We start from the raw sequence: 13,593 nt of genomic DNA on the forward strand, positions 1-13,593 counted from the left end.
GCGCTTGTTCAATAAATAAAAAGAGAGGGATTGGCCTAGCGCCAATCCCATAACTTTCTTTAGAAAGTGTAATCTCCCAATGCGATAAGTAGACAAACTACTACCGCAAACAAAGAAACCACCTCAATAAGAGCTGCAATGATCAACATGGCAGTCTGGATTTTTCCAGCTGCTTCAGGCTGACGGGCAATGCCCTCCATTGCTTGACCACCGATTCTACCAATACCCAGACCTGCGCCTATTGCGACAATTCCGGCTCCGATACCAGCACCCATCAGTGCAAATCCGGCAGTTAATAAGATTGAAGTTAACATACGTGTTTGATTTATAAATTGAACAAAGTAATTACAGATTAATGATGATCATGTTCCGCCACTGCCAAACCAATATACATAGCAGAAAACAGGGTAAATACATAGGCTTGTATGGTGGCGACCAATATTTCTATAAAATTGATAAATACTACCATTATAGTACTTGCAACTCCAACAGCCAATGATTCGAATACAAATATCAGGGCAATGAAACTCAGGATAACAATGTGGCCTGCGGTGATCGCAACAAAAAGTCGGACCATCAAGGCAAAGGGCTTGGTAAACAAACCAATGATTTCTACAGGAACGATGATCAACAATAATGGAACCGGTACTCCGGGTGTTGCAAAGACGTGTTTCCAGTAATCTTTATTTCCATTGACGTTTGTAATAATAAAAGTAAAAATGGCAAGAGTGAAAGTTAAGGCAATATTTCCGGTGAAGTTTGCCGCTTCAGGAAATAGGCCCAAAAGGTTTCCTACCCAGATAAAGAAAAACAAAGTCAATAGATATGGTGTAAATTTCAGGTATTTTTTATGGCCAATATTCGGCAATGCGATTTCATCCCTCACAAAAATGACTATTGGTTCAATGAATGAAGCAATTCCTTTTGGTGCAGTACCTGGATTTTTCTTGTAAAATTTAGCTGAATTAAGCATTAGAAAAAGCAATACAGCAATCACAATAAACATCATGGTCACGTTCTTTGTGATCGAAAAATCGTAAAAAGTCCTTGACTCATCTAAAGCACCCAATTGATAATTCTCATCAATATAGTAGCCGCTGACTCCGTATTCTTTACCGAACTTATGTGTTTCGTGATTCTGAAAATTTGAAGAAAGGAAGAATTCCAAACCTTGATCCGGGGAATAGATAATAACTGGTAGAGGAAGGGTAATATGGGTATGCCCAATTGTAGCAAAATGCCACTCATAATTATCCATTACGTGGGGTAGGATAAAACCTGTCTTACTCTCTTCATCACCTGCCGCCGAAACGACATTTGAAAAACCTAGCCAAAATACTGATATTAAAATACTTAGGCAAAGAAATTTACGGACCATCAAATAATTATTAAGTACCTAATCTGAATTCGGGCGCAAATTACTTATTAAGGTGTATATATCAAACAATAAGTAAAAGAAATAAATGATGAAGAAATTGACCACAAACAAAATTAAATTCTCAACTCCCATGAATAGAAGGATCGCAACAAAACCAACGCTTGCCAAAAACCTGATTCCGATACCTCCCAAAATGATACTTACAGAATTTTCTTTGCTGAGCTCAAGTAAATAATGGGTAAACATTCCAGTCAGCCAGGTCAGAATAACAAAAAAAGACAAGATGATCCACATCGTTTCATGCACCCATTCAGGCTTTATGAATTCCTGTAGCAAATAGATGATGCCTGCAATAAGCAAAGAAAAAACCAGTAATTTCAGGGTGAGTATTTTGATGGCTTTCATAATTAAACTTGACAGGACGCAAAACTATTACTTTTTATGTTCATCCTCTGGTTTTTGATCGTTTTTCATTGTGATGTATAAATGGTAAAAAGCTACTATTATTGAGAGTAAGCAAAACAATAAAAGCCAGATGGGAAATTTCATCTGGCTTTTCTGTTGCACATACCAACCAAACCAAGTACCTAGACCTATTACCGTAAAAAGCTGAAAGGATAGACCTATGTACTTGAGGTAAGCATTAGAGTGAGGCGATTTGTTTTTTTGGCTCTCCGTCACTTTGATTGGATTTGGATACGACCATGGATTGAGAGGATGTTGTAATCTGACATTTGCCGTTGAAAACAGCACCATTTTCAACAATCAGTTTTTGGGTAGTAATGTTACCTGTGACCACAGCGGTTTTATTCAGATACAAGCTGCCGGTGCAAAAAACTTCTCCTTCTACTTTGCCTGAGATTTCTGCATCAGGGGCTGAAATATTCCCTTTAATGATTGCAGATTCTCCGATAACAATCTTTGTTTTGGATTGAACAATTCCTTCAAGTTGTCCCTCAATGCGGATATTGCCTGCCGCATCGATATCTCCCACGATTCTGGTTTCCTTTGAAATTACATTGGTGGAATTGACCATCTCTACGGCAGATTTTTTTTCGGTTGTTGTTGTTTTGTTGTTGAACATAGCTAATCGAATGTTATGAATTTTTGGGGATTAAGTGGGGTACCTTTGTACCAAAGTTCAAAGTGAAGATGCTGTCCTGAGGTCAATTCTCCTGTATTTCCAATGATGGAAATGATTTCTCCTCCACGGACCACATCACCAATCTTCTTCAATAATACCGAATTATGTTTATAAATAGAAATCAATTCGTTTGAATGTTGGATGCTGATGATATATCCAGTCTCTAATGTCCATGTAGCCAGAATTACTGTTCCATCCGTTATGGCCTTTACCGGTTCATTTTCTTTGGCTACGATATCCACTCCATAGTGGTTGTTTTGGGGATCAAAACCGGCAGTCAACACCCCTTTGATGGGTGAAAAGAAAAAAGTCTCCGTAAAGGTATTGGTAGAAGTTTCTATTTGGCCGGAAAAATCCAATGGTACACCTTCAAACTCCTTCAAAATACTTATAGTGGCTTCACTGGGTTCAAAGTTATTTTCCCTTTTACTCCCTGCCAGATTTAGTGAATCCTCTGTTTCCATGAATTCGAAGTCACTTTCTCCTGCAATCACCTTTTGTAAATTGGCCAAATATAGATCCTTTTGACGAACAGCCAGAGAAAGAGAGTCAACGATATCAGACAAAACAATTATTTTGGCCGTGTTTTCAGACTCAATAAATACAGGATCAAACCATTGTCTCAGAATAGTTTTGGACATCAACAAAGAAAGTCCGAATATGATAATGAACAAAAAAGAAAAGAGTAATATGATTCTTCCAAAAGATATATTGAAAGATCCTAAAACAGAAAAATCCTGTTCTTTTCTGATGACAAAAAGATACTTTGCCGTCAACCAGTTTGCTATTTTTTTCTTTAGACTCAATCTTTTACGATTTGTTTGGGGATTCAAAAATATAATAATAATCCAAAGCGTTTACTAATTTACATCAATTAGAGTAATTTGGCAGAATTATGCCCAATGCTTCAGCATGAACAGAACCAAAAACATCTTCTATTTCTTTTTTGCCCTTGTGGTAATATCCTGTTCCTCCGAGCGGAATACTTTTACCAATAGATTATATCACAATACAACGGCCAAGTATAATGCTTATTTCTATGCAAATGCTAAAATTGAGGAATTGGAAGAAGGAATTCGCCTTAATCACCGAGAAGACTTCAGTCAGGTGCTGCCTGTTTTTTATACCGTAGACAGTGCATTTATTGAACAGAACGAGGAACTGTTAACTGAAGTAAAGGATTTTGCCTCCAAAGCAATAGACTGGCATAGGATTTCCAAATGGAAAGATCCCAGTTATTTTTTAATAGGGATGGCAGACTATTACAATGCTAAATTTGATGATGCTTCCAATACATTCAGGTACCTGAATGTCAACAGTAAGAATAAAAAAATAAGGCATCAAAGTCTGATTCAGTTGATGCATTTGTTTACTGACCTCAAAAATTTTGATGATGCGACCTATGTGATTGATTATCTTTCAAAGGAATCAGGGATAAGTAGGGAAAATAAATTTCAACTCTATAAAACCCTGGCCTATTATTATGACAGCCGAGAAGATGTCAATGGCAAAGTGGGCTCATTGGACATGGCTCTTGGTTTCACAAAAGACAAAAAGGAAAAATCCAGAATCAATTTCATACTGGCCCAACTTTATCAAAGAGAGGGAATGGATGCTTTGGCATACGACTTTTATCAGGAGTCTCTAAAAGGAAACCCTCCTTATGAAAGAAGCTTTTTTGCCCTGCTTTATGCGCAGCAAGTAGCTGAATTGAACAAAACCAAAGATATCAAACGCGTAAGGAGTTACTTTGATGACTTATACAATGACAGTAAAAACAAAGATCTTAAAGATGTTATCCTATATGAAAAAGCCCTTTTTGAATTAAAGCAAAATGAATTGGAATTGGCCGAAGCTCTTTTGATCAGAGCTGCAAAGGAAGAAGGCAGTAATCCAATCCAAAAAGGCTATATCTATGAGAAGCTTGCCGAAATCAGTTTTGATGTCAAAAATGACTTCAGAGCGGCAAAATTTTACCTTGACAGTGCCATGGTTCATTTTAGGCCCACCGACCCCCCTTATGACTTTATTGTGGCGAGAAAAGAAATCCTTGACAGGTATGTAGAGCATTATGATATAGTCACCAAATATGACAGCCTTATTCAACTCAGTGGAATGAGCAGGGAAGAACAGGAAATGATTGCCGAAGCGTTTATCAAAAAAGAAGAAGAAAGACTACTCAATGAAGCCACTGAAAAAGATAAATCAAAAAGCAGCACGGGCATTTTCGATAATTTACTTGCATTTACAGGAAGAGGTTCCGGAGAATCATTTTATTTTGATAATGCCCAGGCACTCCAACAGGGCTCAATTGATTTTTACAGGAATTGGGGAAACAGAACATTACAGGACAATTGGCGTAGAAATGTCCAAAATTTCCAATCCACCGCTACTGCGCCAAATAATGTTCAGATCAATGAAACGGATGGGGAATTAACTGATGAGGAGACTGATGAAAACCCTTTACTTTCGCAGATTCCGGAAATAGAAACACTTCTTGCTGCAATACCCAGTGATCCTGAAAAAATCAACAGCATGAAACTTGATTTGGAAAAGGCTTATTTTGAGGTTGGTAAAATCCTGTTTTTTGACTTGAAAGTACCTGACATCAGTATTGAATATCTGGAAAGCCTTATTACCAAATATCCAAACACCATCAAAAAACCTGAAGCTTACTATATACTTTATCTGGCAAACAAAGAATCCGGAGGAAATTCAGAAATATTTGTCCAACGGTTAAATCGGGAATTCCCGGAGTCACCTTTCACCATGGCAGTGAACAATCCTGATGGAAGTACCGGAAATCAGGCATATCTTGAATCTTCCAGGAATTATAAGGAAGCTTATGAATTGTATTATAATAATCAGTACTCAGAATCCAGAAAAATTATCCGTACCACTCTGGAAGCTCATCCACTGACCAAAAACACAGATAAATTGATGCTCCTCGATATAATGATTTCCGGAAAAATAGATGATACCAACAGATATAAGGAAAGGTTGGAAAATTATATCCAAACTGTAGAAAACAATGATTTAACAAATATGGCAAGAAATATGCTTGCTGCATTGACAGGTGAAAATCTCCAAACGGATGAGTCAGATACTGCGGACCTAGTCGATGAACTCGAAGAGGAAACAACAAAAGAGGAAGACGCGGCACTCGAAGAAACCGAAGAGGAAGATTCTCCCTACGAGGTTAATCCTAACCAAACACATATATTTGTGATTGTCTTGGAAGCTGAAAAAGCAAAAGATTCAAAAAATCTATTGGCAGATCTGGAAAGTTTCCACAGTCAAAATTTTGCAAGTTCACGATTACGGACCGGTAATATGAACTTAAGCAGAGAAAATGTCATTTTCATAGTAAGCCCATTCAATAATGCCGAAAGAGGTATTGCCTATCTTGAAAAATTTGTAAATGATTTTCAGACACCTTCAATTTCGGCTGACGATAAAGCCAATAGTTTCCTTATTTCCATTGAGAATTTTCAGGAACTCAACAAAAGAAAAAATCTTGATGAATACAGAAATTTCTATAAAAAAGCCTATCAATAATATTCCGCAATCCCTAATTCCAGAATTTAAATGACCCAAAAAATAATAAGAACAATTTGGATAATCTTTGCTGCAGGACTCATAGGGTTTATCCTGTTTGTAATGGCAGTCAGTGCAAATTTTTTGGGGCTTTTTGGTGAATTGCCCAATTTCAAGGAATTGGAAAACCCCCAATCCGAATTGGCCTCAGAATTATATTCTTCAGATGGATTGCTTTTGGGAAATTACTTCAGAGAAAACCGTACTCCGGTGACTTATTCCGAACTCGCCCCAAACCTTGTACAGGCATTGATTGCGACTGAAGATGTCAGGTTTGAAAAACATTCAGGAATTGACCTTCAGAGTATGGGGAGAGTGTTGTTTAAATCACTGATACTAAGGCAATCAGCAGGCGGAGGAAGTACACTCAGCCAACAAACCGCTAAAAACCTGTTCAAAACCCGGAATATGGAATCGCAGGGCGTTTTGAGTAAAGTACCCGGATTAAAAATGCTGATTATCAAAACAAAAGAATGGATAGTGGCCGCCAAGTTGGAGAAATCATACACCAAAGATGAGATTCTTACCTTGTATTTAAATACCTCTGAGTTTGGAAGCAACGCCTATGGAATCAAAACAGCTTCAAAAACATTTTTCAACAAAGAACCTTCTGAACTGAGTGTTCAGGAATCCGCTACGCTTGTGGGGCTTTTCAAAGCACCTTCCTACTACAGTCCGGTTTTCAATCCTGAAAATTCTCTGCGCAGGAGAAATACAGTTTTAGGCCAAATGGAAAAGTATGGTATGTTAAGTAAAATGGAATATGACTCCATTTCAAACCTTCCTTTGGAGCTTGACTACAAAGTGGAAAACCAAAATCAAGGATTGGCCACTTATTTCAGAGAAGTGTTGAAGGCAGATTTGATCAAGTGGACCAAGGAAAACCTAAAAGCCGATGGAACTCCCTATGATCTTTTTGGGGATGGTTTAAAAATATACACCACCATTGACAGTAGGATGCAGCGCTATGCCGAAGAATCGGTACAGGAACATATGCGTGAATTGCAGAAGAAATTTGAAAAGGAAATGGGTAACAGAGACCCATGGCTTGACAACAATGGTCAGGTAATTCCAAATTTCCTTGAAACACAGGTTAAACGGACCGAAGCTTACCGTAATTTGGTGAAAAGATATGGTACATCGACTGATTCTATCAACATCAAACTCAATGAGAAAAAAAGGATGAAAGTTTTCTCATGGGAGTTTGGAGAGTTAGATACATTGATGAGCACCATGGATTCTTTGAGACATTATAAGAAACATCTTCAAACCGGATTTGTCTCCATGGACCCGAAAACAGGACACATCAAGGCTTGGGTAGGAGGGATAAACCACAAACATTTCAAATTTGATCATGTCAAACAGAGTAAAAGGCAGCCGGGCTCAACCTTCAAAGCCTTTGTTTATGCAGCGGCCATCGAAAATGGATATAGCCCCTGCTACACCGTAATAGATCAGCCTATCGAAATCAATATCCCTGGTCAGCCAACCTGGACGCCTAAAAATGCAGATGGTAAATTCTCCTATGAAAAAATGTCTATCAGATTGGCAATGGCCCAATCAGTAAACTCCGTCTCAGCTTACATGATGAAAAAGCTTGGACCAAGAATCGTTGTGGAAACAGCACATAGAATAGGAATTGTGAGTGATCTTGAAGAAGTACCTGCCCTGGCATTGGGAACGAGTGATGTATCCGTACTTGAAATGGTGGGCGCCATGGGCACCTTCGTAAATGAAGGCGAGCATATCGTTCCTTTTTATATTGACCGCATTGAAGATAAAAACGGTAACCTGCTACAACAATTTACCCCTAAGAAAAAACCTGCTATGAGCAAAGAACATGCTTATCTAATGATCCACATGTTAAAAGGTGGATTTGAAGAAGAAAGAGGTACAAGCCAAGGTGTCCCATGGACACTTAGGGATGAAGGTAATGAGTTAGGCGGAAAAACGGGAACAACACAAAATGCATCGGATGGCTGGTATATGGGATTAAGCAAAGACTTGGTTTCAGGTGCCTGGGTTGGCGGTGATGATAGGGCCATCCACTTCCGAAGCTGGACACTCGGACAGGGCGGACAAACTGCAAGACCCATTTGGGTCAAATTCATGTCAAAAGTTTATGCCGATAAAACCTTAGGAATTACAAAAGGTCCATTCCCAAGACCAGATAGACCATTGAGTGTCGAAATTGATTGCGAAAAATATCAACTTGAAAGCAGTAGGTTCACAGACTTTGAGTATGATCAAAGCAAGAACGATTTTTAAATAGGAATTTATATGAATTGATAAAAAACAGCCTTCTAAAGGGCTGTTTTTTTATATTTGTCAATTATGCAGGCCTCATCTTATTCCATTGAAGAGTATCATTCCCTCCCTGACTTGCCCGGGGTCTACAAGTATTTCAACAGCGAAAATGAATTGATTTATGTTGGAAAAGCCAAAAGCCTCAAAAAAAGAGTAAGTAGCTATTTTGTCAAAAGTCTGGGTCTGAATTACAAGACCAAAAGAATGGTGAAAGAAATCCGGAAGATTGAAATCACCATCGTAGATAATGAGTTTGATGCATTGTTACTTGAAAATAACCTCATTAAAAAAACCCAACCAAAATATAATATCCTATTAAAGGATGACAAAACCTATCCTTATCTGCTGCTGACCAATGAACCTTTTCCCCGCATTTATCAAACCCGGAAATTGATCCCGGGAAAAGGCAATTTCTTCGGTCCTTTTGCGAGTGTCAAAGCTATGAACAATGTTTTGGACCTGATCAGAAATATTTTTACTGTACGTACCTGCAGGCTTGACCTCAGCCCTTCCAAAATCAAAGAACAAAAGTATAAAGTTTGTCTGGAATACCATTTGGGAAATTGTCTTGGCCCCTGTGAAGGATTGCAATCCGAGGCGGATTATCTCGTTGAGATTGAGCAGGCAAAGAATATCCTGAAAGGAAACATGACTATTGCAAAAGCTTACTTTAAAAAGCAGATGCAGGAAGCAGCGGAAAATCTGGCATTTGAAAAAGCCCATTATTTCAAAAACAAACTGGAATTATTGGAGAAATATCATGCCAAATCCCTTATCACCACTCCTACTATAACCAACCTCGATGTCTTTGGCATAGAAACAGACGAAAAAACAGCCTATGTTAATTACCTGAAAATCAAAAATGGATCTGTCATTATTACCAAGACGGTTGAACTCAGAAAAAAATTAGACGAATCAGAAGCTGAACTTTTGTTGACGGCTATCATCAGGCTTAGAGATCAGTTTAACAGTGATGCCCAGGAGATAATTGCCAATATCCCTCTGGAGGAAGAATTTGAGGGGTTAAATTTTGCGGTTCCAAAAATCGGTGACAAAAAGAAATTGATTGACCTTTCATTAAAAAATGCCAGGTATTATAAAAAAGAAAAGCTCTTAGCTTCCGGTGATGTCAGTGATAAAAAATTCAGGGTATTGAAGCAGCTTCAATCTGACTTATCTCTCAAAGACATGCCGGATCACATTGAGTGTTTTGATAATTCCAATATTCAAGGGACAAACCCTGTAGCCAGCATGGTTTGTTTCCTCAACGGCAAGCCGGCCGTCAAAGAATACAGGCATTATCATATTAAAACGGTGGAAGGCCCAAATGATTTTGCCAGCATGACGGAAGTAGTGGGAAGACGATATCGAAGAATCATCGAAGAAGAGAAACCATTACCAAAGCTTATTGTAATCGATGGAGGCAAAGGCCAGCTATCCTCGGCAGTGGAAGCCCTGAAAGAACTGGACATTTATGGCCAAGTGCCTATTATCGGAATAGCCAAAAGGCTGGAAGAAATATATTTCCCTGAGGACCAATTCCCGTTACATATAGACAAAAAATCCGAATCTTTACGATTGATCCAAAGAATCAGAGATGAAGCCCACAGGTTTGCGATCACATTTCATCGTCAGGTGAGGAGTAAAAATGCTTTCGGTTCCATTTTGACAGATATCGATGGAATTGGAGATAATACTGCGGAGAAGTTGTTGAGTAAATTCAAATCTCTCAAGAAAATCAGGGAAGCAACGCTTGAAGAAATTTCAAGTATTGTAGGGAATGATAAAGCAGAAAAAGTTTACAATGCCTTGAAAGAAAAAAAGAGCGGATAATTCCGCTCTTTTATTTTTTTACCATTCCCAAAGTCCGTTTTCGAAATCGAGAAGTTTATATTCAAATTCAAGTGAATTCAAAAAGGCCTGCAATTCAGGATTAGGGTGACCTGGTTTTACCAAATCAGCAATATAGGCGTTGTCCGGATTCGTATATCTTCTGACAACTGACCTGAACAGTCTTTGGTCAAATACCTGATCGTAAGTCAAGACTTTAGCCGTATTCTGGAAAATCAACCATTTGGCTTCAGGATGATCCATAAAGTGGTTATAGAAGTCTTTGAACCTGATAAAACCAATGGTTTTTTGACCTGCATTGGCATTGGTCTGTGAAGGCATTACCAACTCAATGTACTTGACATCAAATTTGATTTGTGAATGATGCTTGTCAAATACAAAATCCTCCATAAAATCAAGGTAATACAGTTGCTTCACAAAGATGCTGTCACCATTTGCTGCAATCCAGAAATTCTCCTGAAATTCTGAAATGGATAGAGGTCTCGTGAATTTATCATCACCAAACACTTCCAGAGCATTGTCTTCTACAATTGCTTTGTAAATATGGTTGACGATACCATCATTTTTGGTATCTCCAGAACCATATAGTGGTTGGTTGTATTTTTCACGAAGATCTATTCTCCTCCAGACTGACAATTGATACATTTTATCGTCTTCTCTTATTGGATGAGCAGAGAAAATAGTATCCATTTTGAATTGTCTGTCGCCAGTGGCCGAAGGGGTTACACTGGTAGCTCCCTGCCCTTTGGCGTCCATCCCAAGGATGACCACACAAAGTGATAGAAGACCAATAAATTTAGTATGAAGTTTCATATTCATTTTATTTTGGAACAATACAAACAGCATTGTTCATCCATTATTTAATCGTTATACTGTAAATTTCAGGCTGTGTATTCCTGATTTTATTACCCCTGAAGTTGGTTCTTGTCACTTCAGTAACCCTGACAACAAGTCTGTCACCACTTCTTGAAGAAGCCAATAAACTCCTGATAGCAACATTTTTGCCCGAAATATTTACCTTTTCCCGAGGGACTTCATTTCTAAGAAGAATTACCTCGCCACCTGTAACCTCGAAGTTTGCGTCTCTTGCCATAGTTCTACCGAAAGTAGGTTCCGGAATTGCTTCTACTATCAAAGTAGATGGACCTGGGGCAGGATAAGCAACACTCAGGTCTATCTGACCTCTGGCATCATAGAGTCTGACAGTTGGAGCAGGTACCGGTTTAATATCATACGATACATCTCCGATTTTATTGCCCCCACTACTTACTCCGATATTTACTTTTCCAGAACTGCCTGGAATAACGGTCAACTGACCTGGTTTGCTACCTTGGATAGAAGTACCATTGGACACAGTAAATGATGGTGCATAGGAATTTCCCAATGCCGGGACATCAATCATCAGGTCATTGGCACAATCCGCATACAACTGATTGACTACCTCAGAAGTGACCTTAATGATCGGCTGAGCTACGAAATATTCATAGTCAACAGACAACAAAGAGTCTTTTCCTGCAATATTAACTGTGATTTCACCTTTTAGAACTCTCCTGGCCAATCCCCTGTCATCATACTGACTTGCAGGCGGTACAGTAAAACTGATTTCACCAAAACCGTCTACTACCGGAACCTGTCTGCCATCAACAGTCATCAAAGGCTGTGCAGAAGATGAGGAAGAGGCTATAAACAGATTCCCTTCAAACTTTGTACCGGCAGCCACTACATTGGAAGTAGCTGCAACACTTGCTTTGAATACATCGGATTTGAAATAGAAGGATCCAATTGAACCTGTAATTGCCGCTAGGGACTCACTTTCAATATTCAAAACTTCATTCTGATATTGTGAAATCAGGGCCATAACCGCACCTACCGGAGATTTTACAAAATTAAGATTCACAAAATTCTTATTTCTTGCTTCAGAATCATTTTGGAAGATCTCTATGTCTTTGGCATCCTTTGCAATATCTTCGAATGTTAAATCCAATCCAATCTCCTTCAAAATAGCTGAAATCTGTACAGGATATGCATTAAGCTTTTCCTGCATTTCAAATCCCTTTCTATTATTATTGAAGATATTTCCCGGAACATCAGTGTTTTTCAGCGAAGAATTCCTGTATTGTCCCTGCTCATCTCTTGCATTGGATGTTTCTATCAACTCCTGTTTCAAATCTTCCAAATAACTGAATATTTCAGAAGTTAATTTTCTGACTTCTCTCGAAGCTTCTACCTTAGGAACATCACGGGCATTATTTCCCTGCTGTTCGACAGTACTTGCAATAGATGATACCGTAAACTCATTCTTGTTGATATAGTTTTTGGAAGTTCTTTCCAAACCATCATTCAACAATACAAACTTTTGAAGGATCTGATTACTTACCTGCAAAGCCAGCAATGCTGTCAATACCAGGTACATCATACCGATCATCCGTTGTCTTGGGGTTTCTTTTCCTCCAGCCATTTTATTTCATAAAAAGATTAAACATTAATTTAACTAGGCTTAACCTTTCATGGCTGTTAGCATACCGCCATATATTTTATTGAGTGAACTCACGTTTTGATTGAGTTTTGCCAATTCGTTTTTGAACTGCTCTGTTTCTTTTCCGGCCTCATTGAGACCTTCCATTGCTGTAGAAACATTGGCGTAGAATTTATTCAATGTTTTTAAATGCGTTTGTGCATCCAACAGCTCCATTTCATACACATTGTTAAGTGCAGAAAGATTCTTGGTGACAGTCACCACCTGACTGTGGTATTCCTTGGCATCGTTTGAAGCATTGGAAAGTTCGGAAAGTGCCATGGCGGTTTTACCATAAGATTGGTTGATATCCACCAGTGTTTTGGAGGCTGTTTTAACATTGGCTGCGTAATCATTGGTAGCTACTGCCGCATCAGCAAGTGTGCCCATCTTTTCGGCTGAAGTAGCAAGATTTTGAATTCCTTTGCCTAAGCTATCCAATAAATCGGGACCGATTTTAGCATTGGAAAGCATATCATCAAATTTCTGAGTGATATTATCTTTTGATTCTTTTTTGGTGGTTTTAGCCGAAGCAGGTTCATCACCTGACAATTCGGGATAAACTTTTGACCAGTCAATTTCTTCATGCTTTGGTTCAAAAGCAGAAAGGAAAAATATGAGGGCTTCAGTTGTAAGACCCACACCAATCATTAAACTGGCGCCTTGCCAATCTAAGATTTTGAACATCGCACCTAGAATAACGATAGACGCACCTATACCATAAATCATCGGCATGATGTTACCGTAAAATTTGTGTTTAAATGAATTGTTCTTTGCCATAATAATAAAAGTAAAGAGTTT

Annotated in this window: 12 protein-coding genes; 3 read left to right on the forward strand and 9 right to left on the reverse strand. The window is 38.5% G+C overall.

Annotation, left to right across the window (positions count from 1 at the left end; translation table 11 throughout):
• Positions 1-59 precede the first annotated feature (59 nt).
• Genes atpE through B9A52_RS04195 form a run of 6 tightly spaced genes read right to left on the reverse strand, consistent with a single transcriptional unit; the run spans position 60 to position 3,328 of the window.
• Entirely contained in the window at positions 60-314 is a 255-nt protein-coding gene (atpE, locus tag B9A52_RS04170) for an ATP synthase F0 subunit C (protein ID WP_009032918.1), read from the reverse strand.
• A gap of 38 nt (positions 315-352) precedes the next feature.
• Entirely contained in the window at positions 353-1,378 is a 1,026-nt protein-coding gene (gene atpB, locus B9A52_RS04175) for a F0F1 ATP synthase subunit A (RefSeq protein WP_084119125.1), read from the reverse strand.
• Between the two features lie 18 nt (positions 1,379-1,396).
• Positions 1,397-1,783, reverse strand: coding sequence for a hypothetical protein (locus B9A52_RS04180; RefSeq protein WP_084119126.1), 387 nt, complete (start codon positions 1,781-1,783; stop codon positions 1,397-1,399).
• A 27-nt stretch (positions 1,784-1,810) separates the two neighbouring features.
• Entirely contained in the window at positions 1,811-2,134 is a 324-nt protein-coding gene (locus B9A52_RS04185; protein ID WP_084119127.1) for an AtpZ/AtpI family protein, read from the reverse strand.
• Positions 2,022-2,462 carry a bactofilin family protein gene (locus tag B9A52_RS04190; protein WP_084119128.1) on the reverse strand — a complete coding sequence of 147 codons (441 nt, stop codon included), beginning with the start codon at positions 2,460-2,462 and terminating at the stop codon, positions 2,022-2,024. The genes B9A52_RS04185 and B9A52_RS04190 overlap by 113 nt, the downstream gene beginning before the upstream one ends.
• Positions 2,463-2,464: 2 nt before the next feature.
• Entirely contained in the window at positions 2,465-3,328 is an 864-nt protein-coding gene (locus tag B9A52_RS04195; protein ID WP_084119129.1) for a M23 family metallopeptidase, read from the reverse strand.
• A gap of 106 nt (positions 3,329-3,434) precedes the next feature.
• On the opposite strand from B9A52_RS04195, the gene porW reads away from it, so the two are divergent.
• From porW to uvrC, 3 genes are all read left to right on the forward strand, one after another.
• Positions 3,435-6,080 carry a type IX secretion system periplasmic lipoprotein PorW/SprE gene (gene porW, locus B9A52_RS04200; RefSeq protein ID WP_084119130.1) on the forward strand — a complete coding sequence of 882 codons (2,646 nt, stop codon included), beginning with the start codon at positions 3,435-3,437 and terminating at the stop codon, positions 6,078-6,080.
• A gap of 30 nt (positions 6,081-6,110) precedes the next feature.
• Positions 6,111-8,387, forward strand: coding sequence for a penicillin-binding protein 1A (locus B9A52_RS04205; protein WP_084119131.1), 2,277 nt, complete (start codon positions 6,111-6,113; stop codon positions 8,385-8,387).
• A 66-nt stretch (positions 8,388-8,453) separates the two neighbouring features.
• Positions 8,454-10,259: an excinuclease ABC subunit UvrC gene (gene uvrC / locus B9A52_RS04210; RefSeq protein ID WP_084119132.1), complete on the forward strand. Its 1,806-nt coding sequence runs from the start codon at positions 8,454-8,456 to the stop codon at positions 10,257-10,259.
• Positions 10,260-10,277: 18 nt separating this feature from the next.
• Here uvrC and porN read toward each other — a convergent pair whose 3' ends face one another.
• The 3 genes from porN to porL are packed head-to-tail and all read right to left on the reverse strand — an operon-like array spanning position 10,278 to position 13,572.
• On the reverse strand, positions 10,278-11,090 hold the full coding sequence (gene porN, locus B9A52_RS04215) for a type IX secretion system ring subunit PorN/GldN (RefSeq protein WP_084123379.1): 813 nt from the start codon (positions 11,088-11,090) through the stop codon (positions 10,278-10,280).
• A 43-nt stretch (positions 11,091-11,133) separates the two neighbouring features.
• Complete coding sequence (gene porM, locus B9A52_RS04220; protein WP_084119133.1) at positions 11,134-12,735, reverse strand: type IX secretion system motor protein PorM/GldM; 1,602 nt, start codon at positions 12,733-12,735, stop codon at positions 11,134-11,136.
• 39 nt (positions 12,736-12,774) lie between these two features.
• Positions 12,775-13,572: a type IX secretion system motor protein PorL/GldL gene (gene porL, locus B9A52_RS04225; protein WP_084119134.1), complete on the reverse strand. Its 798-nt coding sequence runs from the start codon at positions 13,570-13,572 to the stop codon at positions 12,775-12,777.
• Positions 13,573-13,593: the final 21 nt, after the last annotated feature.

The sequence above is a fragment of the Aquiflexum balticum DSM 16537 genome (assembly GCF_900176595.1).
Classification (GTDB): Bacteria; Bacteroidota; Bacteroidia; order Cytophagales; family Cyclobacteriaceae; genus Aquiflexum; species Aquiflexum balticum.